This is a genomic window from Bacillus sp. JJ1566 (assembly GCF_036962685.1).
Taxonomy (GTDB): Bacteria; Bacillota; Bacilli; order Bacillales; family Bacillaceae_L; genus Ferdinandcohnia.
In genome coordinates this window covers 41,370-67,006 of record NZ_JBALOP010000042.1, presented here as the reverse complement: position 1 = coordinate 67,006, position 25,637 = coordinate 41,370, and the positions used below count along the sequence as shown (strand labels likewise).

The window sequence follows — 25,637 nt, the reverse complement described above, 5'->3', positions numbered from 1 at the left end:
GTTAAAGGTCGCGATTCAATAAGATAGATTGTGAAATGTTATACTTAAACTAACGGGTAGCAATAGTTAAAAAAGGTGATCCAATTGGGGTCGCCTTTTTCTTATGATTAAAACTCCGATTTTATTTTTTGAATATTATGATATTATTTAGGTGGAAGTTATTATGCTATCGGTGCAGGTTACTGTAAAAAGGTATTTCCATTCTTGTGAGAATCATTGTTATTAACGAATTTTAAGGGGGAAGAAGTGACTTGAAAAAATCTCAACTGATACTTTATATGTGTACACTTATTTTCTTATTGGTTGGATGTAAGGCTGAAGAAGTGGATGTATCTGATTCATATATCAAAGATCAAAACAATGTCCTTCAAGAGAAGGTTGTTGAATTAGAAGATAAAATCAAAAGGATAGAAAATGAAAATTTGCTTAATGCCCAATCTTTGGAAGAATGGTATAAAGAATTTGACAAGAAATATTCAATACTTAGAGCGGACAAATGGGAAAAAGTGATTATTAACGTTAGAGGAGATGAAAAGGAAGTTTCTATTACTGATGATCGAATTATTACTGCTTTTAGAGATTTATTAGGGGGATTTAGAGAGCCAGAACCGTTTGGGAGTGGTCCATTTTCCGATGTACCTAACTATCAATATACTTTTGTGAAAGATGGGAAAGAGTTGACAATTGATACGTTGTCCCGAAATATCATTAGGGTTGAGGATGATTATTACGAAACTAGTAACGACATTCATCTATTAGGAAACGCATTTTTTAACCCACCTCCATATTTTAAGGGAAGTATCCCCATTTTAACGAAGCTAGCATTAAGTGGTTACATGGAAGTAGATACGGATTATTCATACGGGATGTTTTCGTCTTTTCGGATTATTAGTTTGGCAAACGCTTTAGCAGAACAAGGAGAAGAAATCAATTATATTCCTTCCGATTTAGGTGAGGTATCTTTAAAAATTCATTTTTATTTTTTTGGTGAAACAATAACATTAAATATATATGAAGAGAACTATATCCAAGTAGTAGAAGGAGATAAAGAATATTGGTTTTATATGAATGAAACACATATCTTTCATAATATTTTGAGTGCTGGATAAGAATTTCTTCTTCAGCTACGAAAATAAGACGACCAGATGAGTGATCGTCTTATTCTCGTAGTAGAATGTCAATATTATTTTTGCAACATTATGGTAGTATTGAAGTGTAAAAATATTTCCGATACTTCAATACAAGTAGGATTAACATTAGGGTAGAACAGGGATATGAAATGAAAAGACCCTCTTTATTATTTTTAAAAGCAGATGAGGCAAACGGAAATATTAATGTTAATGTAGGAGGCAAAGTAGTAAAATTTGCTCAAGGGGAATGGTTTCTTTAATACCCGTCTATATGAATAAACGGGTAGAAGGAATAAATAAAGGGATCTGCGATTAGTCAACTGTCATTTCTGTTTTGTTTGGCATCATTATGTTTGTTGAGCGATACAGACGTATTTTCAATAGAAGGATTATGACTGTTCTCTGTCTTGGTTTCCCATATACTGTACTTAATCGTTTTTGGTGAATTATTATTTTTTCTAGACATACTAATCACCTCCGTTTTACTATCATTTGATATATAAAATAAATCTATACAGTAAAGGGATTGTTGATAGCAATTGCTGAACAGGGAGTTATCGATATGGCAGCTCCTAATGTTTATAAGGAGGAAACGCTATGATTGAACTACAATACTTTGAACGCTCAAATTTCAGGCAGTTAATTGATTGGATTGAAACACCCCAATTCCTACTCCAATGGGGCGGCCCTGCATTTCAGTATCCATTAACGGAAAATCAATTAGAAAAATATATCGATAATGCAAATCATAGTGAATCAGAAGCCTTGATTTATAGAGTTATAGATAAAGAAACTGGAAATAATATTGGACATATTTCGTTGGGAAGAATAGACCGCAGAAACAAATCAGCAAGAATCGGAAAAGTATTAATTGGTGATAAGAACGCAAGAGGTAAAGGAATAGGTCAACAAATGATTAAGGAGGTTCTTAAAATTGCATTTGAGGAACTTCATCTTCATAGAGTCAGTTTGGCGGTCTTTGACTTTAATAATTCTGCTATAGCATGTTATGAAAAATCAGGATTTATCAAAGAGGGGTTACTTAGGGATACTGGGAAAAATGGTGAAGAATACTGGAGTGTTTGGGAAATGAGTATCTTGGAAAATGAATGGCTGCATGTAAAAAATGCATAAAATTGTTTGATAACTAAATAGTTTGTAAGGTGGGAGAAATTTTGGAAATATATCAAGCTACAATTGAAGATTTAGAGGGAGTGTCCAACTTATTTAATATGTATCGGATGTTTTATCAACAAGAATCCAATCTAGAAGGTGCTAAGACTTACATAAAAGAACGTATAGAAAGCAAGGAGTCCGTTATTTTTGTCGTTAAAGACAATCAAAGTTATGTCGGCTTTACTCAGCTTTATCCTACATTTTCATCTATTTCTATGAAAAGAGCCTGGATCTTAAATGATTTATATGTTGATTCAAAGGCAAGAAAACAAGGTGTGGGAGAACTGCTCTTACAAAAAGCAAAACAATACGCAATTGCAACAGGTGCTAAAAGCCTTAGTCTTAGTACAGCGCCAGATAATGAATCTGCTCAAAGATTATATGAAAGAAATGGATACAAAAGAGATTCTCAATTTCTTCATTATGAATTAGATTTAGCTGAATAGACATTATAATATACTCCTATATTGAAAGGTGAAACCATTATGTATATACCTAAACATTTTAAATTGGATGATGAAGAAGTCATTTATGATTTTATCGAAAAGTATGGATTTGCAACCTTATTCTCCAAGCATAAAGGGGAACCCTATGCTACTCATCTTCCGCTAATGTTAAATAAATGCGAACATGCTTTATATGGTCACTTTGCACGTCCGAACGAACAATGGATGGATGCTGAAAACCAACTAGTTCTTGTGGTTTTCCAGGGTCCACACTGTTATATTTCACCTTCTTGGTACGAAACAAATAAGGCAGTCCCTACTTGGAATTATGTGTCCATCCATGTATATGGAAAGCTAGAAATTATTGAAGATAAAAATGTAATATTTGACTCATTAGATGATTTGGTAAATAAATATGAAAGCCCTGATAGTCCATACAATCTAAACGTTGTAGTGCCGAGTTTTATTGAAGGAATGAGTAAGGGAATTGTAGCGTTCAGAATAAAAATCACAAAAATTGAGGCAAAAGCGAAATTAAGTCAGAATCATCCCGTTGAACGGCAAGAATTAGTTATTAACCATCTCGAAAACACTTCCCAACACGATAATTTACAAGTAGCGTCTCTTATGAAGAAAAATCTGCAAAAATAGCAGATTCTTTTTTTTAGTGAAGAATGATGAGAGAGCCTGACATTGAGTGGGTTCTCTCTTTTTTAAACGTCATAACATTTTAATTAGAAGTTATAAGAACATATCTTTCCTGAATATACCTAGTTATAAAGTTGATTGGAGGGCTGTTATGGCTTTTGTTGCAATTTATACTGTTGGTAGGCTAAATCATCCATATGACCACCCTGTCTCACGCGAGTTTTATGAAACGGGGTATAAAGTAATGCGTCAGGCATATGTATCAGGACATCTTATAGAAGATTTTTCGTCAGAGGAAGTGCCTTTCCCTACTGATGCAAAAGAGAAAGGTTACCCTGTCCTTACATTAACTGTATGGGATAGCCTTCATTCCTTGTTTCGTTTCACCTATTCAGGCAAGCATAGCCAAGCATTAAGCAAAAGGAGCAGATGGATATACCCTAACGATCTTTTATATGTCGTCTGGTGGACAGAGAAGGTCAAGGATGTCTCATGGGAGGAAGCTTTTACGAGATACAATCATTATATTCAACATGGACCTACCCCATATGCGTTTGATCTTATGCACGCTTTTGATGAAAAAGGAGAGACGTGTGTGCTTAAGTAGGGGGCAGATAAAAATATACTTATGGAGAGGCGGATATATTTAAAATATTTCTGATTCCCTGAGCTTAGAAAGGAAGATTGAAAAGTTGAAAAAAATGATTAATGCGATCCGAGTTTATCAATATGGAGGACCTGAAGAATTAAAATATGAAAAGATTCAATGTCCCGAACCAAAGGAAGGAGAGGTGCTGGTTCGTGTTCATTCTGTGGGTGTACTGCCAGTAGACTGGAAACTTCGTCAAGGATTATTTAAGGATGTACGTTCGATACAATTTCCGTATATCCCTGGTACTGCTTTTTCAGGTGTTGTAGCGGAGGTTGGAGCAAATGTTACGACTTACAGGAAGGGGCAGCAGGTATTCGGAAGAAGCTCAATGGGAACATATTCAGAGTATATAGTCGTTTCTAAGGAATCCCTTGTTCTTAAACCTCTTTCGATTAGTTTGGATGACGCTGCAACAATAACTGGCGGCGCAGCAACCGCTTGGCAAGCCCTTATTCATGATGGAAGACTAAAAGCTGGGGAAAGAGTATTGATTCACGGAGCAGCAGGTGGAGTAGGTTCGTATGCGGTACAATTTGCTATATGGAAAGGTGCACATGTGATTGGTACTGCTTCAACGGCAAATACTGAATTTGTTCGCTCTTTGGGAGCAGAAACAGTAATTGATTATACCTCCTCACCCTTTGAACAAGTCGTAAAAGATGTAGATCTTGTAATTGATACTGTGGGTGGAGACACACTTGAACGCTCTTGGTCCATAATAAAGCCTGGTGGGACTCTTATTTCACTAGTGGAACAACCGTCATTGGAAAAAGCGAAGAAACGCGGAATCAAGGCATTAAAGCCGAATCGACTTCCAGCAAATGAAGACCTAGCGGATATAGCTCAATTGATGGAAGAAGGAATTGTAAAAGCTATTATTTTTAAGACCTTTCCACTTCATGATGTCAGGCGTGCCCATGAAGTGAGTCAGATTGGCCATGGACGTGGGCGTATTATTCTTCACATTGCAAATTAACCTCCCGTAATTGGGGTAGTTACATTTAAAGTTCTTGAAGATTAGTATAACAATATAATGATATTTTTTAATTATGGTTATGCTGGAGGATTTTATATGGACGACATAAGAAAAATGATTAGACAGACTAGAACCCTTGCTGGACCTTTCCCATCATTTGATATGAATGCTTTACCTGATTATCCTCATGAACTATTTTTGGAATGGTTTAAAGATGCAGTAGATAAAGGAGAACACGAACCTCATGCAATGACTCTTTCCACAACAGACCATAACGGTTTTCCAGATGCACGTGTTCTTATTATTAAAGATGTTGATCAACATGGCTGGTATTTTGCATCAAGCTCTAAAAGTGAAAAAGGTAGACAAATTGCGGTTAACCCCAGCGTAGCTTTAACTTTTTATTGGTCTTTGATTGGAAGACAAGTTAGAATACGTGGCAAAGTAGTTGAAATGAATAAAGATCTAAGTGCAAAAGATTTTTTAAGACGAGGTGCTCTAGCTCGAGCCGTTGCTTTACTAGGAAAACAAAGTTCAATTTTAAATGAGCAAACTGAGTTCGAAGAAGCATTAAATAATGAAATGAAAAAGATAAGACAAAATCCAACTATCATATTTCCTTATTGGACTTTGTATAGAGTAGATCCAATAGAAGTCGAGTATTGGCAAGCGGACGAAGATCGGAAGCATACTAGAGTAAAATATAGGTTAGAGGGAAATAAGTGGAAAAAGGGCCTATTATGGGCTTAGTTTTTTACTTGATTTAAGTAGAGCTTCTATTTTCAGAGTCAGTGTACTTTGATAAAGCACCTTATTGTAAAGTACGTTAGTAGATAGAAAAAAAGCCTAATTTCTCGATGTTATAAGAAGAAATTAGGCTTTAGTACCTTCATAAAGGCCTCGCATGTGGTAGTACTCTCAAAGATAGTGATTCATTTATGCAAGGTGCTTCTTATTTCCCTGTTTCAGCGAATTGCTTAATGCGTTTACCAATTTCGTCACGAACTCGTTGAAATTCAGACCACTCTTTTCCGGCAGGATCATCAAATCCCCAGTGCTCCCGTTTTATTTGAGGGGGGGTAACAGGGCAATTGTCTGCTGCATGACCACAAAGAGTAACAACGAAATCCGCATGATTTAAAATTTCCGGATCAATCACATCCGATGTTTGATTCGAAATATCAATTCCTGCTTCATTCATAGCTTTAACTGCGTTTGGATTTAATCCGTGAGCTTCAAGTCCTGCACTTTTTACTTCCCATTCATCGCCTAAATATTGTTTCGCCCAACCTTCAGCCATTTGACTTCTACAAGAGTTTCCAGTACATAAAAAGTAAATTGTTTTCTTAGACATAATGTATATCTCCTTTTAGCTAATTAATAAAGAAAAGTAAAGACCGATTAAGGTGATAAATAGAATTGGAATCGTTAATACAATACCTGTTTTGAAATATGTTCCCCATGAGATTTTGACTCCTTTAAGAGATAAAACATGGAGCCACACTAAGGTCGCTAACGAACCAATTGGAGTAATTTTCGGACCTAAGTCAGACCCAATCACATTTGCGTAAATAAGAGCTTCTCTGATTGGACCAGTTGTACTGGTTTCAGCAATAGCTAAGGCATCGATCATAACTGTTGGCATGTTATTCATTAAAGATGATAAGAAAGCTGCTATAAAGCCCATACCTATCGTTGCAACAAATAAACCTTGGTCAGCTGTTGCTTGAATGACACTAGCTAACGATTTAGTTAACCAAGCATTTCCCAATCCGTATACGACCACATACATCCCGATTGAGAATAACACGATATTCCATGGCGCACCTTTTACAACTGTTTTTGTATTTACTGCATGGCTTCTTCTGGCCATCAATAAAAAGAAGAGTGCAATGATCCCCGCAACAATTGAAACAGGTATTTGGGTGAACTCGCTAGAAAAATAACCAATTAATAATATCCCAAGAACATACCATGAAAGACGAAACATGTTAATGTCCTTAATCGCTTCTTTAGGTTCTCTTAATTTTGATAAATCGTACGTATTAGGAATGCTTTTTCTAAAGTAAATGAATAAGACCGTAATCGTCGCTATTAATGAGAATAGGTTAGGGATAATCATTCTTGAAGCATATTCTACGAATCCAATCTGAAAGAAATCTGCAGATACAATGTTAACTAAGTTACTTACAACGAATGGTAAGGATGTCGTATCTGCAATAAATCCACTTGCCATAATAAATGGAAAAATCATCTGTTCTTTAAATTTCAAATTACGAACCATTGCTAAAACAATAGGTGTCAAAATTAAGGCAGCTCCATCATTTGCAAAGAGGGCAGCCACGATGGCTCCTAAAATACTAATATAGACAAACATCCTCTTTCCATTTCCCTTTGCGGCTCTTGCCATATGAAGTGCTGCCCATTCAAATAATCCAATCTCGTCTAAAATCAATGAAATTAAAATGATGGCTACAAAGGATAATGTGGCATTCCACGTAATGCCAATCACTTCAAGTACATCGTTAAATCCTACTACCCCTAGTAATAAAGCTAGGATAGCCCCGCCGCATGCACTCCAACCTATATTTAATCCTTTTGGCTGCCAGATAACGAGAGCGAGTGTTGCTATAAAAATGCTTGTTGCTACTATTGCTGTAATCACTAAATTTAACCTCCATCAGGGACAGGTCCCTCGTCCCAATTTTAGCATGCACTACTTGTTTCTCAACTTGGAGCTACACAACAAGAAGTAGATTCTATTTTATGGACATCGCTATCCGTTTTTGTAAAGAAAAACTCCCACTCATTTCCATCCGGATCTGTTACCCAAAATTTATCCTGTACGGCATAACAACATGTTGTATCCATCTCATCGCGTGCAAAGAACCCTTCTTTTTCTAGTCTATCCTTATGAAATGTAATTTCATCTCCCGTTTCAACTTGAAAACCGAAATGGTTGACCTGATTCCCATTTACTTCATCTCGAACATTTAGTGTAAAGTTAAGTCCAGGACTTTCTAGTAAAAATTTTGCATATTCATTCTTTACCTTTACAGGTTGTACTCCAAATACCTTTTGGTAAAACTCAATGGAATTCTCTAAATTCGTAACATTTATTCCAACGTGAACATATTTCATGAACAATCCCTCCATTGTTTATCAAAAAAATTTGATTTAATATCTAAAAAATTTAGCAGCAGCTACCTTTACCAGTTTTTCTAAATACACAACAAAGTTCTTCAGATAATAAATTGTTTACTTCATCATCATTTAAATCATAATAACTCCATGTTCCCTTTGTTTCCTTTGTGATTAAGTTTGCATCCAATAAAATTTTAAGGTGATATGAAAGTTTTGATTGGGTCATCCCGAACGTTTCAGTTAAATCACATACACATGTTTTTCCCCTTTGGCAAAGCTCATACATGATTTCTAATCGCTTCTGATCAGCTAATGCTTTAAATTTTTTTTCAAATTGCACAAACTGATTTGTCATTACAATCATATACGGATTTCCTTTCATCAAGTTTTTTTGATATTTAAATTATACTCAAAAGAATTATCTATATGCAAGAAATAAATCAAATTTTTTTGATTTATTTTAGTATGGAAAAAATAGCAATGAATTGTCCATAAGGTAACAAACCCTCTTACAAAAAAGAGGGAATTTGAAATTTCAAGTAGAATTCATTCTATGGATAGAAAATAAAAGGGGAGATAACCAGATGGAAATAAAAATTGTTGAAAGAGAGTCTGTTCGTATTATCGGTTTGAAGATTGAAACATTATTACAGGATACAAGAGACCAAAAAATTATACCTAAGCTTCAACAATCATTTAATAAACGCTTAAATGAAGTAGCTGGGGCTATTAATCTTCCAACAACTTATGGAATTTTTATTGACCCTCCTAATTACAACCCTGATACTGACCTTTTTACCTGGATAGCTGGTGTAGAAGTTTCCCTTGAAGCAGAACCTCCGATTGATATGAATTCATATGAAATTCCTAAAGGTACTTATGCAGTCTTAGAATATCATGGGGACATAGATAATGCTGGGAGTGCATATGGAGAATTGTTCGATTGGATTGCTAACTCAGAGTATGAGCAAGCGGGGACATTCGGATTTGAGAAGTATCCCGAAGAATACAATGCATACGAGCGAAAGGCTGCGAGTTTTTTATTACATTTCCCAGTTAATTCTAAAATATCTAAATGACACCTAAGTCTTCAAAAGGAGATGAACAGTAAATATTTTCATAAAGTGTGGAATATATATTTAAAAAAGCCGGAACTCATATAGTATTTTCCGGCTGGAATTTTTTTCTTTTACTAAAGACCAGAAGTAGGGTCCCAGTACCAAACATTAAAACGGATAACAAAACTGTGAGGAAAGCAATATCAGGTGCAAATAATGTTATCGAATGCCAAGGTGATAATGAAAAATAGATGAGTAATGGAATTAAGCTAAGAGCTAGTAGAATAAATAAAATTCCAAGAACTATAGGCATACGGCGAAATCTTATTTCTTTCCTAGATTTAATTTTTACTAGAATTCGAGCTATGGTTCCAGCAAGAATCAATAGGATAAGAGAAATAACTATTTGAATGGTTGGGTTAGATGCCTCTACATGAGCGGGTTCTTCCCCATTCATGATGGAAATAATTCCATTTCTGAAATGGATAAGGGCGGCTTCTTCTAAAATATGTTCCTTATTTGTTAAAATAACAGATCCCCACTTCCTTTCGGGATAGAAAAAGATGTCTGTCCGAAAGTCGGGAGTTGATCCCGAATGCCATATCATTTCATTGTCCGAACCTGGGTCTGTTATTCGCCAACCAAAGCCATAATACCGCGTTTCTCCAGTTTGCACATGCGGTGAAAAGGCCAGATCTAAAAGCTCTTCATTCACAAGCTTTCCTTCATTTCTTTCAATCAGAGCCATCAAATAATTTACCATGTCATTTGAACTTGCTGCTATATATCCGTATGGGGCACCACCATTATCATACGGTACTTTACTTTTAGTAGGGAAACCGAACCAGGATTGGTACCCTGATTGAAATCCTCGATCATATGCTCTTTCCATGTCAGCTGCAGCATGATTCATTCCCAAGGGCTTAAAAACTTGTTCATCCATAAAATCTGCATATGGCTGTCGGGAAACTTCTTCAATTAATGCGGCCAGAATGGAGTAGTTTGCATTGCTATATTGGTGCTTAGCTCCGGGTGCTTCCGTCAGTTCAACATCTGCGAGCAATTGTAAATTCGTTTGGATTGCATCACTTTCATCAGACCCTAAATCCGAAATAACCATCCCGTCATATGTACTAATACCACTTGTTTGTATAAGTAGTTGCTTTATCGTAATTCTTTCCGAAGCCTCTTTATCTTTTAAAGAAAATGAGGGGAGGTATTTCTTGATAGGATCATCCAGTTCAATCAATCCCTCTTCTGCTAGTTTAAGAACTGCAAGTGCTGTGAATGATTTACTAATAGAACCAAGTAAAAATGGAGTATCAGATGTAACTTTAATTTCCTTGCCACCAGTATGACCAAACGTTTCCGAGTATATGACCTTATCATTTTCTACAATTGAAATAGCAGCTCCTGGGATGCGTTGATCTTCAATATAGTCCTCAAAATACGAATGTAACTCTGAAGATAAAGTATCCTGAGCTGAAATATGTGAGGCTGGCCACAAGAATGAGAATAATATCGTAAAAGCCAGATAAACCTTGTCAACCTCCTTCTCAAAATGACAGATAAAAAGAAAGAAATGACGAGAGCGGAGAATAAGCTTATTGATACTAATAAAATATTCCACCACGGTTGTTCGGAAATTCGATACATGATATTATAATCGAACGATTTTTCCTGACTAAAAGATTGGGTTAAAAATAAGGACAAGATTAGCTGACTGATTAAATACACAACTGGAAATGAGATAGCTCCCAAAATGATAGAAATACGGTTTGATTTGTGGGTTCCAGTGTGATTCATATCGATTCCGTATATTTCTAAATAATCTTTAACAAGTGCTTCTGAGTCACCAAGCTGTTCAATACTAGTTTCCCCATTTTCGTGTGAGGTAGATATATGATCCAACAGCTGCTCTCTGATACTATCTAGTTGTTCCTTATTTATCTTGTATTTTTTTAATTCAAAAAGAACCTTTTCTACATAATCTTTTTCAACCTTTGTTAATGTAGTCATTTTTCGTTTGTCCCCTCCATATTTTCAGCAAGCAAGGACTTTAGATCGTTTTGTAAATGTAGCCACTCTGTTATTTTACTCGTAAGGGCGCGTTGTCCGTTTTTGTTGATTTTATAATACACTCTCACCTTTCCCGATTCTGTTAATTCCCTAGATGTACTGACCCATCCTTGTTCGCTTAGCTTTGTAAGAATTGGATAGATACTGCCTACTCCTTTCAACTTTAAATTGTGTTTTTCTAATTCCTTCATAATTTCATATCCGTAGCTTTTCTGACGAGTTAAAATCGCCAAAACACACATTTCTAAATGACCTTTAATCAAACTTGTTCTTTCCATATTATTACTTTAATTCAAATATATACTTCAATCAAGTATATATTTGTAAAAAATATGTAAAGGTGTAAATCCTTATTTGTGAAACGGTATAATAAAACTAAAGGAAAAAGGAAGTTACTCAAAAATCATTAGATCGAAAATTATTCTGGAGCTGATGTCGTTGAAAGAAACAGTACATATTCTAAATGGTCAAGCAATGTACAATTATTTTAAGAAAATAAATTTCCTTGAACAAGAATTGATGATTCCATTTAATGAAGCCATGTGTTACGGGGAAACGTGCATTGACCTTTTTTCACAGGAATTTATTGAATTACGCGCAAGTGTTCATGAAGTCACTCCTGAACAATATTCTGAAGTTGTTCTTGAGCCATTAAAACCTTTCTTAGATGGGAATTTTGAACGAGTCATATTATGGTTTGACACCGATATGTTTTGTCAAATTAATCTATTAACCATACTTGCTTGGTTAGATCATTCAAATTACCAAGGTCAAACTACACTTCATCTTGTAGGTGATAATTTTGAAATTATTCATAATATCAATCTAGAAGTAAAGGGATATGAAACTCTTTTTAAACAGGTTTTAATAAATAAAGAGAGCCCTGAACATATAGAACCAGTATGTTTGAAGAAGGGGGTTAATCTATATTTAAATTACCTTAATCATGATAGTGACATTATGAAATTTATTCAAGACAACGAACATGTTCAAGTAAAAGAACTGGTGTTTTTACTTCTCAAAAAATTCAAGGAATATGGATTAGGTGACCGACAATATGTAAAAATGATTGAATCTTACCGAGAAAAGTATTCATAATTTTATTTACGAATAGAGGGTTCATTACCGAGTATAACTATTGAATCACTGTCTAAAAAGGAATTTCAATTTAGTTTGTCGAATATAATATGTAAGAAATAATGAATGTTCTTACTGGAGAGATAGAAGTATTATCTACATATTCAATTTTATATAAAACAGAGAAAAATACGTGAGAAGGTGAAAAAGTGGTTGAAAAGAGAAATGAGATTTGGGAATGGGTTAAAGCACTCTTTATTGCAATAGTAATAGCTTTTATTGTTCGTGCCTTTATCTTTACACCTGTTGTAGTTGAAGGGGCTTCGATGCAGCCTACTTTGCAAGACCAAAATCGAATGATTGTAACCAAAATAGGAGAACCGAAAAGATTTGATGTTGTTGTCTTTCATGCTACGGGGGAAAAAGACTTTATTAAAAGAGTAATTGGTTTACCGGGGGATCGTATCGAATATAAGAATGATATGTTGTACATAAACGGAGAGCCTTACGATGAACCTTATTTAGATAAAAGTAAACAAGAGGTAAAGGATGGTCCACTAACTTATTCATTTACCTTAAGGGAAACCCCGGTTGGTAGTTATGTAGTTCCAGATGGACATTTGTTTGTAATGGGAGATAACCGGAGAAATAGTATGGATAGTCGCCATATTGGAGCGATACCAATGGAAAAAGTAGTCGGGACTACGAATTTTGTTGTATGGCCAATAAAAGAGATTAAAATAATTGATAATTAATTTCTAAAAGGTGCGCCGTGGCACCTTTTTTCTTAGGTTTTCGTAACCTTCCAATTGTTTGAAACCTTCTCCTTGTACATTCGTATAAATAGTTAAGACGAACTTAAAGGGCGATTTTTATGGTGGAAGCGATATTTAAAATTCTTGAGGATATATTTGGTATTATTGCGTATGGATTGGATAAGAAGAAAAGCAAAAAAGGAAAAAGAAAAAAGAACGGAATGTAACGGATTGGTGTGGTTATAATGTTAGCTAAAATAAAGGCATTGCCAGAGAAAACGGCATTTATTATTGGCTTATTGATCATATTAATTAGTCCAATATTTTTATCTCTTTGTGAGATGCTGTTTTCTATTAATAATTTGATAAACTGGCTCATACAAGGTATTATCTGGGGGTTTGCTTTCTTTTTTATACTGAGTGCTGCTAACAAAAGGCATTCACGAACGAAGTAAAACCTTATTAATTAATCTATCCGTATCACATGGGCATTTGGTTGTCCAAATGAACAACATCCTCAATTTGCAATAAAACTTCATTTAATCTGCACACTGAGTTTACTCGGCTTTAATATTCGGGTGGTATGATTGGTTTACCAACGAATAAGGAGGCATTTTAAATGAATGTGCGTGCAATATTTATTGACATGGATGGTACACTGCTAACAGCCTCAAACAACATAACTCAACGAAATCTGGAGGCCATTTATAGGCTGATTAATCAGGGAGTTAAGGTTTTTCTAGCTACTGGTAGACATTATGAAGTTACGGCACCTTACCATAAAGAAATTGGATTGCGAACTCCAATGATCTGTTTGAATGGCGCCGCTATACACGATGCAATGACGGGAAAAGCGATACAAATGAGAACTATCCGATTGAACGAAGAACGATTTCACCATTTGACCACCGAAAATCCTTGTAATGTTATCGTTCATACAGCAAATGGGCTTTATTGTAAGGAAAAAGATGAAGAAATCGATTATTGGACAGAAGTTGGGAAAATTCCGCCACGATATATTGGGGATTTAAGGCAAGCTCATTATCAAGATGTTCTTAAATATAGCGTTCGAACAGGTACAGCAGCTCCTGAGTTTTCTGCTCTATTTAAACAGGAAGCAGAAGTCATTGATTGGAATGATGGGTTTGAATTAGTTGCTCCTAAAGTTTCAAAATGGTCTGCTATAAAAAGCTTAATTCATGCTTATCGAATTCACCCATCTGAAGTTGTAACCATTGGTGATGGACCAAATGATATCGAAATGCTTCGTCATGCCGGTACTGGGGTCGCAATGGGGAACGCAAGTAAAGATGTTAAAGCAGTAGCTGATTTTGTTACAGGGCACCACCAAAATGATGGATTAGCAGAGTTTGTCGAACGTTATCTTTGTACACCATATGAACCGTATGCATTGTAATGAAAGTTGAATGGTAGCGTGATTTCTATGTTTAGCTATCTTTTCATAGTTGAAAACTAAATACACAATACATTCGACCATATAAGTGAATTTTTATATGGTTTTTTCATTTCTATTAAACTACCTGTTCCATATATAAAAAAGGATTGGTTGATCACACCAACCCACTCAACAGATAAATCGCTGTTCCCCAGATAAAGATGGCGGAAAATTTGTTAAACATCTTCATTAAAACCCCTGTACCGTCTAGCTTTTTCATGACCGCTCCAGCTAGGGTTAATCCAAAGAACCACATCCAAGATATTAGAATACAAGCAACAGTAAATAATATTTGATCAGTCCCAACATATTTTAAGGCACTTGTCCCAATCACGCCGACGATATCTAGAATGGCGTGAGGATTTAACAAAGAAACGGATGAAGCGAAAATGATTTGTTGACGGATGGGTAATGCTTTGTTCGTTTCATTTGCAGCTGGTTCAGACCGCCAAATTGCAAATCCCATGTAAAGTAAAAATAAAATCCCAGCACTCATCAGACTAATACGCAGCCATTCAAATTGTAGGACGATAGCGGATAAACCAAATACAGCTAAAACTATTAAAAGTGTATCGCACAATGCAGCAGTAAGAGTTGCGGGAAAAGCCCGAAGAAGTTTTGGCTGTGTTGCTCCCTGTGAAAAAACAAATACATTCTGAACACCTAAAGGTAAAATAAGTCCAAATGCTAAAATGATTCCATGTAGAATGGCTTCCATTTACTCAACTTCCTTTCAATTACTATCTTACTATGATAAAACTAAAAGAAAACAATAAGTAGCCATTCTTGAGAAAATTTTTATCAAGAGATAGTCTATAAGGACAACACTGGGAAGGAAGACAACATGGATAAACGTATTTATTTTTTAATGATTATAGCCTTTATCATAGGAATGGTTGAACTGATCATTAGTGGCATTTTGGATATAATTGCAGAGGATTTACATGTAAGCATCGGGCAAGTGGGTTTGCTGATCACTGTTTTTGCTGTCATTTTTGCAGTGGCATCGCCAATTCTACTTGTCATGACAGCTAAAATCGAAAGAAAAAGGCTAACATTAGTTTGCTTATACATCTTTTTAGTCGGTTGTATCGTAACTGTATTTGCACCTAGTTATTCTATTTTGTTTATCGGAAGAATTATTTTAGCGCTAAGTGGAGCGTTATTAATCATATTGTGCTTAGTAATGGCTCCTAGCTTAGTAGGAGAACAGTATAAAGGCAGGGCAATTGGAATTGTCTCTATGGGAGTAAGTGCTTCATTAGTTTTAGGGGTACCAATCGGACTTATTATGGGAAACAATTTGGGGTGGAGAGCACCATTCGTTCTTATTACTGTATTGACGGCATTATCCATTATTGGCGTTCATTTATTTATGGGACGTATAGAACCAAAACCTCAAATACCTTTGAAGCAACAGCTTAAGACATTGAAAAATCACAAAATCACATTAGGGCTGACAACAACATTCCTTTATATGACGGGCCATACTGTGATGTATGCCTATTTTAAGCCTTATTTAGAAACCACCACTGACTTTAATGCAACTTGGATAAGTGTCATTTATTTCATTTTTGGTTTTGCGGCTGTATCCGGCGGCGGGCTTGGCGGGGTATTGGCTGATTTGTTAGGATCACGAAAAACAATGGTCATTTCTTTAGTTGTTTTTAGCGCAGTATTTTTTATATTTCCATATACAACAAATTTTGTTCCCATATTTCTCATCATACTTATTGTTTGGGGAATTCTCAGTTGGGCAATTTCACCGGCAATGCAGTCCTATTTGATTGAAATAGCACCTGAATCATCGGAAATTCAGCAAAGCTTGAACAATTCAGCACTTCATTTAGGGGTTGCGGTCGGTTCAGTGATTGGAGCTGGAATAGTAGATACACTTTCAGTTAAAGTGAATCCATTCGTAGGCGGAATTTTCATTATCTTATCGTTAATTACTGTAGTTATTTCTGTAAAAAGTAAAGAAAATACTCCTTATAAAACAAAGAGCGCAATATGAGTTGCGCTCTTTTTAATGTACAGAAATTGAAAAATTCCTTAGGTTCAACAATAAAAAATTTGAAGGATTTTCCAAACAGACAATAGAATAGATAATTAAAACATAAATTGGGGGGGACAGTTTTGTTTCAAGAAGCGTTAAATGCAGTTTATGATTATCGGAAGGATTTAAATGAAGGAAATATCGAAAAAATAAATGCTTGGATATCTGATGATTTTATAGGCTACTTTGGTTATTACACAGACAAGGAATTTGAAATTTATCGTGTAGACTCATATAAGTTAAGTAACATTGAAACGATAAAGAGCTACGAAGGAAAAAGTCCATATTGGAAATACACTGATTTGACTCATAATTTAAGGTCGCCTGACGAACTAATATTATCCTCAATCGTAGAATTTTATTTCCAAGAGGAGAAAGTTGCAACCGCTTTAGCAATGGAAGTATTTAAAAAAGAATCAGGTGTATGGAAGTTATTTAGGCAGCATATGGAGAGGTATTCAAACTAAAAAAGCGGTTATATCTACTTTATTTATGAAATGAGGAAATAAATTGGAACAAAACAGTAAACCTATATACTCGCCACCAAAACATATCGTGTCAGCAGCAACTATCGTAATCAATGAACAAAATGAAATTCTATTAATTAAAGGTCCACGAAGAGGCTGGGAAATGCCAGGTGGACAAGTTGAAGAAGGAGAGTCATTGAAAGATGCTGCGGTTAGGGAAACGAAAGAGGAAACAGGTATTGATATTGAGGTTTTAAAATTTTGTGGTGTATTCCAAAATGTGAACAGATCCATTTGTAATACGTTGTTTTTAGCTAAACCGGTTGGAGGCAAGTTAACGACTTCACCTGAAAGCTTGGAAGTTGGGTACTATCCAATTGAACAAGCTCTAGAAATGGTAACTTTTATGAATTTCAGACAAAGAATTGAATGTTGCTTAAAGGAGGACACCCAGCCATTTTTAGTAGAGTTTTAATGATTCATCCTTAATGTGGGTGTTAAAATGAAGGTGAAAAACAGATAAAATTTATCAATATGAATATAATGCCATAATTACAAAGGGGAAAACAATGAAAATGAATAATTGGTGGTATAGCTTTTACTTTATAGTTCTAGGCGTGGTATCCTTTTTTACTGGTGAAATCGTCACCTTTATCATGTTAGGGTTTATATTACTAGCTTTGAATAATATCCACTCTACGCTGAAACAAATTTACAAACAAAATAATGGCGACAAGCAGAATTAAAACGAGGTTAATACAGAATAGTCGGATCCGGAGAGATAAAAGAATGTTAAAAAACAAAGAAGACGTTATAAAAATAATTAACGATGATGATAGGATGATGGACATATTACGGGCCTCAAAATCATTACACTTGCCTGACTGGTGGATTTGCGCTGGTTTTGTACGCTCAAAAGTATGGGATACCTTACACGGTTTTACCGAAAGAACGAATACTCCTGATGTGGATGTAATCTTCTTTGATAAGGAAAATTTAGATGAATTGACAGAAAAGATTTATGAGGATAAATTAAGAAACCTTATTCCAGACATTCCTTGGTCAGTTAAAAATGAAGCAAGAATGCACGTTGTAAACAATATTCCCCCTTATACATCTGCTGTTGATGCTATTTCAAAGTTCCCTGAAACAGCAACTGCACTTGGGGTAAAAATAGACGATAAAGAAAATGTCATTCTTACGGCTCCTTGTGGAATAGAGGATGTTATCAATATGGAGTTAAAGCCAACTGATTTTTTTAAAGAAACAAAAGAACGGATTGCGATTTATGAGGAACGTCTTAATAAGAAAAACTGGAAGTCTATTTGGCCAATGATAAAAGTCCATCATATATAATCCTCGTTCAACGACTGATGTAATCTTTAATTACAGGCTGAAGGGGAATCAATTTATGAAATTAAAAAATATAGACATTCCAGAGCTAATGGACCATTATCATGTACCGGGTTTAAGCATTGCATTAATAGAAAAAGGTCAAATCAGTGCAATAAAGAACTATGGTGTACAACAGTCAGGTAGCACTAAAAATGTTATTGAAAATACCATTTTCAGTGCTTGTTCAATTAGCAAATTTCTAACAGGTTTATTATCTATTAAACTCACTGAACAAGGCCTTCTTAATTTAGATGAGGATGTAAACGAAAAACTAGAATCCTGGAAAGTACCTGAAAATGAATACACTAAAAATAAAAAGGTTACTTTACGAAACCTGCTTAGCCATCAATCGGGAATTCTAGATCCTAAACATAGTTTTTCTGAACTAAAATCGAGTAAAGCTATACCTTCAATGATTGACCTATTAGAGGGAAAAACACCTTATTGCAACGAACCAATTGAAGTAAAATATGAACCTGAGAGTGAATTTCACTATTCGGATGCAGGCTTTTGTATTGTTCAGCAGCTCATAGAAGATGTTACCAAAAAGCCGTTTACGCAGGTTGTGAATGAATCAGTATTTAATCCATTAAAAATGGAAAATAGCCTATTCGTTTCGCAGCCCTCAGATATTGGAAATGAATGCTTTTCTCGTGGGCATAACAAAAATGGTGAAATCGTAGCTGGAAACTATCCGATTTATCCTTATCCAGCTGCTGCAGGACTATGGACAACCACTACAGATTTATCCCTATTGGTCCTTGAATTAATGGATGCATTAAAAGGTGAAAGCAAAATGGGTATTTCTGCAAGCAAAGCTAAGGAAATGATAAGCCCCCAAAAAGATAAGATGTGGTGCGGATTAGGGGTGTTTTTAGACGGGGCTGAAACAGAAATTGAAGTTTCCTCACTTGGTTGGGGCGTAGGGTTTCAATGTATGATGGCGACACATCCACACAAAGAGACCAGTTTGGTGATCATGACGAATGCAGAATTAGGTGTTCATCAAATGGAAGGGATTATCGGTGAAATCTACAATTCCCTTGAATGATATTGTTAACTGGAGGAACAGAAAGTGAAAATTATATCCGTTAAACAAAATCCTGAATATATGAAAAGAGCGATCACGTATATTCAAAGTAAATGGGCATCTGAACAAAGCAAGAAGGTATATGAGAATTGTATCGAACATTGCATTACGAGCCCTAATCCATTGCCACAATGGTATCTTTTGATGGATGATGATAAAATAATTGGCTGCGCAGGACTTATTACAAATGATTTTATAAGCCGGATGGACCTGTATCCTTGGGTGTGCGCTTTATACATAGAAGAGGAGTACAGAGGAAATAATTATAGTTCTATTCTATTAGAACAGGCAAAAGAGGATGCAAGAGCAGGCGGCTTTTCAAACCTGTACCTTTGTACAGACCACATTGGTTTATATGAAAAATATGGGTTCGAACATATTGGTACAGGCTATCATCCGTGGGGAGCTAGTTCTCGAATATATTCAATAGCTTTATAATAAAAAAGGTTCCCTTTAGGTGCAAAAAGTAAATCGGAACGTCAATGGGGTGAGAAATCGCAGTTTTTCTTACCTGTTTTTTATTGCTGTATCAATGTTTTAACTAAATAGATGTAAATTACCATTTGATTCCCCTTTTTAGACTAACCTCAGTTCTTCCACTTTTAATTGGATACCTTTTGGATGGATGTATTTATGGTACTTCAATCAAAGAACAGATGAATAGAGTTCAGTTCAGTTGATTTTTCTCTATGCTAAACAGAAAGTATTCAAGATTGTTTGAACAACCACTGACTATGTATTCAATATACTCTATCCCTCCCTGTGTATTTTCTTTTTCAATGATTTCTTTACATGCATCTTTCTTTGTAGCTTTTTCTTTCCCCGCATATTCGTCATTTGAATTGTCGTGGGTGTAATGAATAACCTCCCCATCAAAATGTAAATCTTGGAATATAGGATCCCCTTCATGTGTGTAGCCCGTAACTCGAATTGTGCTCTCTTTACTAGTAGACAAGCTTAGTAAGAACTGTTCAAACTTCACATAATTAGCAACCCCATTCCGATAAACAACGTCGCCTCTTTCAATAGCTTCCTCTGAACCATAGCCTCCCTCTTTGGAACACCCCATACAACTCAAAACAACTAAAAGTATGATTACTAAAATACTTTTTTTCACAATCTGCCTCCAATTTTTTTACTTTGTACAACTAAACGCCAATACAACTGGAATTCGTTGCCTTCTTTGAAATTCCTCTTTATTTGAAAAATGCTCAAGCTTTGGATTTCCTTCACGTAAATCTGTGACTTTAAAACCGGACAAAGTCAGAATACGGAAATACTGTTCGATTGTCCGATGATATTTAACGACAACTTGATCAATCCATGGTTCCTTTCGTTCACCCTCCAGAAAATAGTCATCAACAATCCAGTTCCCACGCTTATCTCCCGATTGTTTGCTTATAAAAGAAGATGTGGTGAGGGGGTGCTGAACACTGAACACAAACTTTCCATTCTCATTTAATGTTCGATACACGTCTTGAAAAAGGGAATGAATATCAGAAACATAATGGATCGCAAAGCGGGAAGTGACAATATCAAATTGATTTGAAGGGAAGCTGTAAGTTTCCATTGTTTCGTGCAAAATGATTCCGTTCGAACTGTCTAAATTAAGCTTTGCAGCATTAACCATCTGCTTAGAACCTTCAATACCAGTGTAGAACGCAGCCCCTTGGTGAAGTAACTCTTTACCGAACAATGCGTCACCGCAACCTAAATCTAAAATCCTTTTATTTTCATAATCCCCGATGAGTTCATATAAAATTGGACCTTCGATTGCATTATTTGGACTGTCCGTTCTGCCCCTTCGCTTTAGATAATTTGTAAAAAAATCCTTCTGGTCGTATGCACTTGCCCCTCTAAATTCCATACATACCAATTCCCCTTTCGCACTTTTGTTTTCCCATTTTATCATTGCTATTGGCTATTTTAGCATGTATTGTAAAAATGTGGATGATGTTTTTGAGGCTAATTTCTATGGATAAAGGAAGGGGAAACTTCACAATGCTGAAAATTCTTGAAAAGTTAAACGAAATAGAATCAGGCGATGTAGGAATGATTATCTACTCACCGCTCAAACAGGATATTGTCTTATCCCGAAATGCGGAATTAGTAGTACCTCTTGCGTCAACTGCCAAAGTTGCACTTGCCTTTTGTGTAGCAAAATCAGTAGAGGAAGGACACTATAAATGGAATGACCTTGTAGCAAATATAACCTTTGATCCAAACGAAGACAGTAACGAATTATATCCTCATTTTCAAAATAGGAAATACCTTGCCCTCCAAGATGCTGTTGAAGTAATGATAGCCTGCCACGATCATTCAGTTGCAAATAGTGTAGTTCAATTTTTGGGTGGTTGGGATAAGGTAAATAACACGATTAAATCATATTTTAATAGATTGAATATCTCCCAAAATCCTAGGAGTTCAGATAACAATGGAGAATTGAATCATCTAATAAAACTCCTATGTGAAGTATATCAAGGCTATAAAAGTAATCCGGAGTTATGGCTTCCAATTATAAATGGATTAATTAGACAACGAGGGGAAATAGAGGGAATACCGTCCCATTTTTTAAGTCACATGACTGGAGGATTAGAGGATCTAATCGTCGACATTGGGATAATAGGTGAATTCACTCATTATCCATTATTGTATGTTTTAGGAGCTAAAAATCTACCTAATCGGCACCACGAAAGAATGGCCGATGAAAAAATGATTGAAACTATGAAATTAATTTATCATGAGTATTGTAATCAAAGAAATACGCAATAGTCCATGAAAGGAGAATGCCGTTTGAGTGAGTGGAAGGAACTTATCCAAGATTCACAAGAAAGATGGGAGCAGAATGCGGATCATTGGGATGATTATATGGGAGAAGAGAGTAACCGATTTCATCGAGAACTGATCCGCCCATATACTGAAAAACTATTAAACGTAAAAGAAGACCAGACCATTTTAGATATTGCATGTGGCAACGGTAATTTTTCAAAGAGACTTGCGGAAATAGGAGCAAATGTTGTTGCATTTGATTACTCTGCAAAAATGATTGAACGAGCAAAAATTAGAACAAAGGAATACATAAATCAAATCGATTTCAAAGTGATAGATGCCACAAGTTACGAGCAATTGTCTGAACTAGGTTTTGAAAAAATGGATAGCGCCGTTGCAAATATGGCCTTAATGGATATTGCGGACATTTCCCCGTTAGTTGAGTCCTTAAATAAAATGTTAAAGCCTAATGGAACTTTCGTTTTTTCCATTACACATCCATGCTTCCAGCCCCCTGGTTTACGAAAAATCACAGAAACAGAAGACAGGAATGGATATGTGGTCACCACGAATAGCATCCAGATAACAAAATATCTCACTCCGGAACCTTACAAAGCGATTGGTATAAAAGGTCAGTCCATCCCACACCTCATGTTTCATCGCCCTTTATCGTATTATCTGAATCTCTTTTTCAAATTTAATTTTATGTTGGACGGCATGGAAGAGCCAAGCTTCCAAAAAGAAACGAATAAATTTGAGTGGAATGAGATACCGCCTGTACTTATTTTACGGTTTAGAAAGGTGGGGTAGGGATGGGACGATGGACCTGTCCTCTGACCCAAGTAAATATCACGAGGGGGGATCAATATGTACCAATATTTCAATGGCTTGGTGATAAGAGAAGGAACCGATGGGGTTCCTGCTGGGTATGTTGAAGCTTTATTTGAAAATGCTGAATGGGCAAGGAATACCCCTGATTGGCAAAAAGAAAAATTCTCGCTTATATTCAAAAATTCAACATGGGCATTTACTGTTTGGGATAAAAACAAAATGATTGGGATGGTAAGGGTTATCTCAGACCAAATAATGGCTGCGAACATAATGGATTTAGTTGTTTTATCCCAATATCGGGGAAAAGGTATAGGAAAAAAACTCGTGGAACTTTGCGTTCAAAAACTTCCCCACGGTGATTGGTTTGCGCATACATCAGCCAACAATTTTAGTTTCTATGAAAAATGTGGTTTTGAAGTAAAGGACCTAACCCAAAATGGTACATGTGCGTATTACGGGTATATCCAGGCACGGAAAGATGGGCATAGGTAAAAAGGTATTGATGTTGAGGAAGGAAAAACGTATATAACAGAATGTTCAGTTGATAAACCGACTGAAATATACTACAAGTACAAATTCTTATCAAAAAGGAATTACAAAATCCACAAGGGTTGGGAAACTTAGCAATAACCATTATAATGATGGTATAGATGTATAGGAGGAGAACGCGATGTACATAACTGACGAAGCAAAGCAATTATTAGAAAAATCAGGTGCAGTGGGAATTCGTCTGTACACTGTTCCAAGTGACAGTGAAGGACCGCAAATTGCTTTAGCAATAGATGAGCCACATGAATTTGACCGTGTTCAAACAATAAAAGGAATCAAAGTAGCATTCGATCCAAGTGTAACGGGAACCGAAATCTTAACGTTAGACAAGGAAGAAAGTGAAAAAGGTGTTGGACTAGTATTAACAGGTCCAGGAAGTTATTCGTAAAAGGAGGAAAGTGACATGTCCCTTAAAAAGATTACACCTGAAGAATTATTTCAGAAAATGACCGAACCGGAAAGGGTTTTGATTGTAGATGTGAGAGCCGAAGATAAGTACAATGATTTTCATATAGAAGGTCCAACTATCGAAAGCCAAAATATACATAAAGCCGAAATTTTTAATTTAGAGGAAGATAAAAATCAGACAATTGGCTCCTTACCAAAGGACAAAGAAATAATCGTGACATGTACAACCGGAAATTCTGCCACAAAATGTGCGAACATCCTTTCAGAACAGGATTACAATGTTGCCGTTTTAGAGGGTGGCATCACGGCGTGGAAGGAATACCTAAAAACAAAATAAAGACAACAAGGGCGATTGCGCAAATAGATTATCCTCTTTTGGGGTCTCGAAATCTTAAAAATACGAATAGAAATATAATAAATAGCAGAGCAATGAATTTGCTCTGCTATTTGCCAGTGAATACACTTGCTAATTATATAATCAAAAACGTCAGTTACCCGGTCGTCGCCTCAGTGTGATATTCAACCAATGCATCCATGTGTTCAAATATTTTGGATATCAACTCGAAATCCCCATTTAAAATTTCCTGTTAATTAATTAACTGAAAATATTTTGTTTTATGTCTTTTTCTGTTTCGACTATTATTTTTTGGCAATTATATTCCTCAATAAAATTACCAACTACACTTTTCAGGCTCAAAGCAATCCGTTAGTTGAAATTTCCACTCAAAATTTTTTCCCATTCTTCATCCATATCCCCATTATGATAATCGAAATTCCCTAATTTCCATTTTTCTTCTCTTTGGGCAAACCACAAGTCAACATCTTCTTTAATTTTCTTTTCCCCATTTTCCATAATGACTAAATCAACACTTCCTCGTGGATACGTATCATCCAAACGAACCCGCAATAGATTATAGTCAACAAGATAAACTCCATTTTCTCTTAAATCTGTTACTCTTTGAATCCATTTATTTTTCGCATCTTCATAAGAAATGATTGGCTCCAAATCTGATGCTTGATCAAAATAATAAACACTTTCAAAAGCTTTTTCATAGTCTTGCTCTATTACATTATCTAAAACACCTTTAGCAGCATTTCTAGATTGCGTTTTATCTATAAAACCAGGTACAAATGCCAACGTCAATAAACCAATAATTCCTATGACAACAATAATTGTTATGATATATTTCAACAGATCACCTCTCAAAATCTTATATGTAGAATCTCACCATAAAAACTTAAATACCTTATTAAACTGACCTTTAGTTCAATAACTCCTACAAAAAGGATACTTCTCTTTCTACAAGGTAAGTTCCCCGTTTGTTTAAGTGTAATAATTTACAATCATTTAATGGTTTTCCTACCTCACTAAAACGTCCCACAACAGTTTTAATTCTTGTAGTATAATCCCCGCGTTTTTAATGAAAAGCGATAAACATTCTTGGCGTATCGCAATCTTTAGTTACGTTTAAAAT

33 protein-coding genes are annotated in these 25,637 nt (G+C 35.5%); 22 read left to right on the top strand and 11 right to left on the bottom strand.

Annotated elements, in window-relative coordinates; translation table 11 throughout:
• Window positions 1-251 precede the first annotated feature (251 nt).
• The 7 genes from V7112_RS16525 (at window position 252) to V7112_RS16495 (ending at window position 5,778) form a co-directional block, all read left to right on the top strand.
• Complete coding sequence (locus V7112_RS16525) at window positions 252-1,109, top strand: hypothetical protein (protein ID WP_335421774.1); 858 nt, start codon at window positions 252-254, stop codon at window positions 1,107-1,109.
• Between the two features lie 618 nt (window positions 1,110-1,727).
• Window positions 1,728-2,264: a GNAT family N-acetyltransferase gene (locus V7112_RS16520; protein ID WP_335421772.1), complete on the top strand. Its 537-nt coding sequence runs from the start codon at window positions 1,728-1,730 to the stop codon at window positions 2,262-2,264.
• 41 nt (window positions 2,265-2,305) lie between these two features.
• The gene (locus tag V7112_RS16515; protein WP_335421770.1) at window positions 2,306-2,752 is read left to right on the top strand and encodes a GNAT family N-acetyltransferase; all 447 of its coding nucleotides are present in this window, start codon (window positions 2,306-2,308) and stop codon (window positions 2,750-2,752) included.
• A 39-nt stretch (window positions 2,753-2,791) separates the two neighbouring features.
• On the top strand, window positions 2,792-3,403 hold the full coding sequence (locus V7112_RS16510; protein ID WP_335421768.1) for an FMN-binding negative transcriptional regulator: 612 nt from the start codon (window positions 2,792-2,794) through the stop codon (window positions 3,401-3,403).
• Window positions 3,404-3,551: 148 nt separating this feature from the next.
• On the top strand, window positions 3,552-4,007 hold the full coding sequence (locus V7112_RS16505) for a DUF3291 domain-containing protein (protein WP_335421766.1): 456 nt from the start codon (window positions 3,552-3,554) through the stop codon (window positions 4,005-4,007).
• A 94-nt stretch (window positions 4,008-4,101) separates the two neighbouring features.
• The gene (locus tag V7112_RS16500) at window positions 4,102-5,028 is read left to right on the top strand and encodes an NADP-dependent oxidoreductase (protein WP_335421781.1); all 927 of its coding nucleotides are present in this window, start codon (window positions 4,102-4,104) and stop codon (window positions 5,026-5,028) included.
• A gap of 96 nt (window positions 5,029-5,124) precedes the next feature.
• A complete protein-coding gene (locus tag V7112_RS16495; protein ID WP_335421764.1) occupies window positions 5,125-5,778 on the top strand; it encodes a pyridoxine/pyridoxamine 5'-phosphate oxidase in 654 nt (217 codons plus the stop codon).
• A gap of 202 nt (window positions 5,779-5,980) precedes the next feature.
• Here the strand turns inward: V7112_RS16495 and arsC are convergent, their stop codons facing one another.
• The 4 genes from arsC to arsR all read right to left on the bottom strand — a co-directional run bounded on the left by arsC (window position 5,981) and on the right by arsR (window position 8,527).
• On the bottom strand, window positions 5,981-6,382 hold the full coding sequence (gene arsC / locus V7112_RS16490; RefSeq protein WP_335421762.1) for an arsenate reductase (thioredoxin): 402 nt from the start codon (window positions 6,380-6,382) through the stop codon (window positions 5,981-5,983).
• A 15-nt stretch (window positions 6,383-6,397) separates the two neighbouring features.
• The gene (locus V7112_RS16485; RefSeq protein WP_335421760.1) at window positions 6,398-7,693 is read right to left on the bottom strand and encodes an arsenic transporter; all 1,296 of its coding nucleotides are present in this window, start codon (window positions 7,691-7,693) and stop codon (window positions 6,398-6,400) included.
• Between the two features lie 62 nt (window positions 7,694-7,755).
• Window positions 7,756-8,169 (bottom strand): ArsI/CadI family heavy metal resistance metalloenzyme, encoded by a 414-nt coding sequence (locus tag V7112_RS16480; protein WP_335421758.1) that lies wholly within the window; start codon window positions 8,167-8,169, stop codon window positions 7,756-7,758.
• Window positions 8,170-8,221: 52 nt separating this feature from the next.
• A complete protein-coding gene (gene arsR, locus V7112_RS16475; RefSeq protein WP_335421780.1) occupies window positions 8,222-8,527 on the bottom strand; it encodes an arsenical resistance operon transcriptional regulator ArsR in 306 nt (101 codons plus the stop codon).
• 229 nt (window positions 8,528-8,756) lie between these two features.
• On the opposite strand from arsR, the gene V7112_RS16470 reads away from it, so the two are divergent.
• Window positions 8,757-9,251: a GyrI-like domain-containing protein gene (locus tag V7112_RS16470; RefSeq protein WP_335421756.1), complete on the top strand. Its 495-nt coding sequence runs from the start codon at window positions 8,757-8,759 to the stop codon at window positions 9,249-9,251.
• Window positions 9,252-9,327: 76 nt separating this feature from the next.
• On the opposite strand, the gene V7112_RS16465 is transcribed toward V7112_RS16470, so the two are convergent.
• The 3 genes from V7112_RS16465 to V7112_RS16455 are packed head-to-tail and all read right to left on the bottom strand — an operon-like array spanning window position 9,328 to window position 11,587.
• The gene (locus V7112_RS16465) at window positions 9,328-10,737 is read right to left on the bottom strand and encodes a serine hydrolase domain-containing protein (protein ID WP_335421754.1); all 1,410 of its coding nucleotides are present in this window, start codon (window positions 10,735-10,737) and stop codon (window positions 9,328-9,330) included.
• Window positions 10,623-11,249, bottom strand: coding sequence for a hypothetical protein (locus tag V7112_RS16460; RefSeq protein ID WP_335421752.1), 627 nt, complete (start codon window positions 11,247-11,249; stop codon window positions 10,623-10,625). Before V7112_RS16460 ends, V7112_RS16465 begins: the two co-directional genes overlap by 115 nt.
• Window positions 11,246-11,587 carry a PadR family transcriptional regulator gene (locus V7112_RS16455; protein WP_335421750.1) on the bottom strand — a complete coding sequence of 114 codons (342 nt, stop codon included), beginning with the start codon at window positions 11,585-11,587 and terminating at the stop codon, window positions 11,246-11,248. The genes V7112_RS16460 and V7112_RS16455 overlap by 4 nt, the downstream gene beginning before the upstream one ends.
• Window positions 11,588-11,747: 160 nt before the next feature.
• Between V7112_RS16455 and V7112_RS16450 the strand changes: the two genes are divergently transcribed.
• The 3 genes from V7112_RS16450 to V7112_RS16440 all read left to right on the top strand — a co-directional run bounded on the left by V7112_RS16450 (window position 11,748) and on the right by V7112_RS16440 (window position 14,558).
• A complete protein-coding gene (locus tag V7112_RS16450) occupies window positions 11,748-12,407 on the top strand; it encodes a hypothetical protein (protein ID WP_335421749.1) in 660 nt (219 codons plus the stop codon).
• A gap of 188 nt (window positions 12,408-12,595) precedes the next feature.
• Window positions 12,596-13,141: a signal peptidase I gene (gene lepB, locus V7112_RS16445; protein ID WP_335421747.1), complete on the top strand. Its 546-nt coding sequence runs from the start codon at window positions 12,596-12,598 to the stop codon at window positions 13,139-13,141.
• 619 nt (window positions 13,142-13,760) lie between these two features.
• The gene (locus tag V7112_RS16440; protein WP_335421745.1) at window positions 13,761-14,558 is read left to right on the top strand and encodes an HAD family hydrolase; all 798 of its coding nucleotides are present in this window, start codon (window positions 13,761-13,763) and stop codon (window positions 14,556-14,558) included.
• A gap of 154 nt (window positions 14,559-14,712) precedes the next feature.
• Here V7112_RS16440 and V7112_RS16435 read toward each other — a convergent pair whose 3' ends face one another.
• On the bottom strand, window positions 14,713-15,315 hold the full coding sequence (locus V7112_RS16435) for a LysE/ArgO family amino acid transporter (RefSeq protein ID WP_335421742.1): 603 nt from the start codon (window positions 15,313-15,315) through the stop codon (window positions 14,713-14,715).
• A 126-nt stretch (window positions 15,316-15,441) separates the two neighbouring features.
• Between V7112_RS16435 and V7112_RS16430 the strand changes: the two genes are divergently transcribed.
• The 6 genes from V7112_RS16430 (at window position 15,442) to V7112_RS16405 (ending at window position 20,043) form a co-directional block, all read left to right on the top strand.
• The gene (locus V7112_RS16430; RefSeq protein ID WP_335421740.1) at window positions 15,442-16,611 is read left to right on the top strand and encodes an MFS transporter; all 1,170 of its coding nucleotides are present in this window, start codon (window positions 15,442-15,444) and stop codon (window positions 16,609-16,611) included.
• Between the two features lie 122 nt (window positions 16,612-16,733).
• Window positions 16,734-17,120 carry a DUF4440 domain-containing protein gene (locus V7112_RS16425; RefSeq protein WP_335421738.1) on the top strand — a complete coding sequence of 129 codons (387 nt, stop codon included), beginning with the start codon at window positions 16,734-16,736 and terminating at the stop codon, window positions 17,118-17,120.
• A gap of 43 nt (window positions 17,121-17,163) precedes the next feature.
• Window positions 17,164-17,595 carry an NUDIX hydrolase gene (locus tag V7112_RS16420; protein ID WP_335421737.1) on the top strand — a complete coding sequence of 144 codons (432 nt, stop codon included), beginning with the start codon at window positions 17,164-17,166 and terminating at the stop codon, window positions 17,593-17,595.
• Window positions 17,596-17,909: 314 nt separating this feature from the next.
• Window positions 17,910-18,476 (top strand): nucleotidyltransferase family protein, encoded by a 567-nt coding sequence (locus tag V7112_RS16415; protein WP_335421736.1) that lies wholly within the window; start codon window positions 17,910-17,912, stop codon window positions 18,474-18,476.
• A gap of 55 nt (window positions 18,477-18,531) precedes the next feature.
• Complete coding sequence (locus tag V7112_RS16410) at window positions 18,532-19,566, top strand: serine hydrolase domain-containing protein (RefSeq protein ID WP_335421734.1); 1,035 nt, start codon at window positions 18,532-18,534, stop codon at window positions 19,564-19,566.
• Window positions 19,567-19,590: 24 nt separating this feature from the next.
• The gene (locus V7112_RS16405) at window positions 19,591-20,043 is read left to right on the top strand and encodes a GNAT family N-acetyltransferase (RefSeq protein WP_335421732.1); all 453 of its coding nucleotides are present in this window, start codon (window positions 19,591-19,593) and stop codon (window positions 20,041-20,043) included.
• Between the two features lie 229 nt (window positions 20,044-20,272).
• On the opposite strand, the gene V7112_RS16400 is transcribed toward V7112_RS16405, so the two are convergent.
• Both V7112_RS16400 and V7112_RS16395 read right to left on the bottom strand, forming a co-directional pair.
• Window positions 20,273-20,722, bottom strand: coding sequence for a DUF4362 domain-containing protein (locus V7112_RS16400; protein WP_335421730.1), 450 nt, complete (start codon window positions 20,720-20,722; stop codon window positions 20,273-20,275).
• Window positions 20,723-20,740: 18 nt separating this feature from the next.
• On the bottom strand, window positions 20,741-21,472 hold the full coding sequence (locus V7112_RS16395; protein WP_335421729.1) for a class I SAM-dependent methyltransferase: 732 nt from the start codon (window positions 21,470-21,472) through the stop codon (window positions 20,741-20,743).
• A gap of 134 nt (window positions 21,473-21,606) precedes the next feature.
• On the opposite strand from V7112_RS16395, the gene V7112_RS16390 reads away from it, so the two are divergent.
• From V7112_RS16390 to V7112_RS16370, 5 genes are all read left to right on the top strand, one after another.
• The gene (locus tag V7112_RS16390; RefSeq protein WP_335421727.1) at window positions 21,607-22,377 is read left to right on the top strand and encodes a serine hydrolase; all 771 of its coding nucleotides are present in this window, start codon (window positions 21,607-21,609) and stop codon (window positions 22,375-22,377) included.
• A gap of 21 nt (window positions 22,378-22,398) precedes the next feature.
• Entirely contained in the window at window positions 22,399-23,184 is a 786-nt protein-coding gene (locus V7112_RS16385) for a class I SAM-dependent methyltransferase (RefSeq protein WP_335421724.1), read from the top strand.
• Window positions 23,185-23,241: 57 nt separating this feature from the next.
• Window positions 23,242-23,697: a GNAT family N-acetyltransferase gene (locus V7112_RS16380; RefSeq protein ID WP_335421722.1), complete on the top strand. Its 456-nt coding sequence runs from the start codon at window positions 23,242-23,244 to the stop codon at window positions 23,695-23,697.
• Between the two features lie 178 nt (window positions 23,698-23,875).
• Window positions 23,876-24,142 carry an adhesin gene (locus V7112_RS16375; RefSeq protein WP_335421720.1) on the top strand — a complete coding sequence of 89 codons (267 nt, stop codon included), beginning with the start codon at window positions 23,876-23,878 and terminating at the stop codon, window positions 24,140-24,142.
• Between the two features lie 15 nt (window positions 24,143-24,157).
• Window positions 24,158-24,499 (top strand): rhodanese-like domain-containing protein, encoded by a 342-nt coding sequence (locus tag V7112_RS16370; RefSeq protein ID WP_335421718.1) that lies wholly within the window; start codon window positions 24,158-24,160, stop codon window positions 24,497-24,499.
• A gap of 369 nt (window positions 24,500-24,868) precedes the next feature.
• Here the strand turns inward: V7112_RS16370 and V7112_RS16365 are convergent, their stop codons facing one another.
• Complete coding sequence (locus tag V7112_RS16365; protein WP_335421716.1) at window positions 24,869-25,354, bottom strand: hypothetical protein; 486 nt, start codon at window positions 25,352-25,354, stop codon at window positions 24,869-24,871.
• Window positions 25,355-25,637: the final 283 nt, after the last annotated feature.

Excerpts from the sequence above, each read along its gene's own strand:
- V7112_RS16390 (WP_335421727.1), top strand. The coding sequence starts at position 21,607 with ATGCTGAAAATTCTTGAAAAGTTAAACGAAATAGAATCAGGCGATGTA.
- V7112_RS16370 (WP_335421718.1), top strand. The coding sequence starts at position 24,158 with ATGTCCCTTAAAAAGATTACACCTGAAGAATTATTTCAGAAAATGACC.
- V7112_RS16430 (WP_335421740.1), top strand. The coding sequence starts at position 15,442 with ATGGATAAACGTATTTATTTTTTAATGATTATAGCCTTTATCATAGGA.
- V7112_RS16415 (WP_335421736.1), top strand. The coding sequence starts at position 17,910 with ATGTTAAAAAACAAAGAAGACGTTATAAAAATAATTAACGATGATGAT.
- arsC (WP_335421762.1), bottom strand. The coding sequence starts at position 6,382 with ATGTCTAAGAAAACAATTTACTTTTTATGTACTGGAAACTCTTGTAGA.
- V7112_RS16520 (WP_335421772.1), top strand. The coding sequence starts at position 1,728 with ATGATTGAACTACAATACTTTGAACGCTCAAATTTCAGGCAGTTAATT.
- arsR (WP_335421780.1), bottom strand. The coding sequence starts at position 8,527 with ATGACAAATCAGTTTGTGCAATTTGAAAAAAAATTTAAAGCATTAGCT.
- V7112_RS16495 (WP_335421764.1), top strand. The coding sequence starts at position 5,125 with ATGGACGACATAAGAAAAATGATTAGACAGACTAGAACCCTTGCTGGA.
- V7112_RS16470 (WP_335421756.1), top strand. The coding sequence starts at position 8,757 with ATGGAAATAAAAATTGTTGAAAGAGAGTCTGTTCGTATTATCGGTTTG.
- V7112_RS16480 (WP_335421758.1), bottom strand. The coding sequence starts at position 8,169 with ATGAAATATGTTCACGTTGGAATAAATGTTACGAATTTAGAGAATTCC.
- V7112_RS16505 (WP_335421766.1), top strand. The coding sequence starts at position 3,552 with ATGGCTTTTGTTGCAATTTATACTGTTGGTAGGCTAAATCATCCATAT.
- V7112_RS16435 (WP_335421742.1), bottom strand. The coding sequence starts at position 15,315 with ATGGAAGCCATTCTACATGGAATCATTTTAGCATTTGGACTTATTTTA.
- V7112_RS16440 (WP_335421745.1), top strand. The coding sequence starts at position 13,761 with ATGAATGTGCGTGCAATATTTATTGACATGGATGGTACACTGCTAACA.
- V7112_RS16395 (WP_335421729.1), bottom strand. The coding sequence starts at position 21,472 with ATGGAATTTAGAGGGGCAAGTGCATACGACCAGAAGGATTTTTTTACA.
- V7112_RS16500 (WP_335421781.1), top strand. The coding sequence starts at position 4,102 with ATGATTAATGCGATCCGAGTTTATCAATATGGAGGACCTGAAGAATTA.
- V7112_RS16375 (WP_335421720.1), top strand. The coding sequence starts at position 23,876 with ATGTACATAACTGACGAAGCAAAGCAATTATTAGAAAAATCAGGTGCA.
- V7112_RS16455 (WP_335421750.1), bottom strand. The coding sequence starts at position 11,587 with ATGGAAAGAACAAGTTTGATTAAAGGTCATTTAGAAATGTGTGTTTTG.
- V7112_RS16380 (WP_335421722.1), top strand. The coding sequence starts at position 23,242 with ATGTACCAATATTTCAATGGCTTGGTGATAAGAGAAGGAACCGATGGG.
- V7112_RS16460 (WP_335421752.1), bottom strand. The coding sequence starts at position 11,249 with ATGACTACATTAACAAAGGTTGAAAAAGATTATGTAGAAAAGGTTCTT.
- V7112_RS16410 (WP_335421734.1), top strand. The coding sequence starts at position 18,532 with ATGAAATTAAAAAATATAGACATTCCAGAGCTAATGGACCATTATCAT.
- V7112_RS16510 (WP_335421768.1), top strand. The coding sequence starts at position 2,792 with ATGTATATACCTAAACATTTTAAATTGGATGATGAAGAAGTCATTTAT.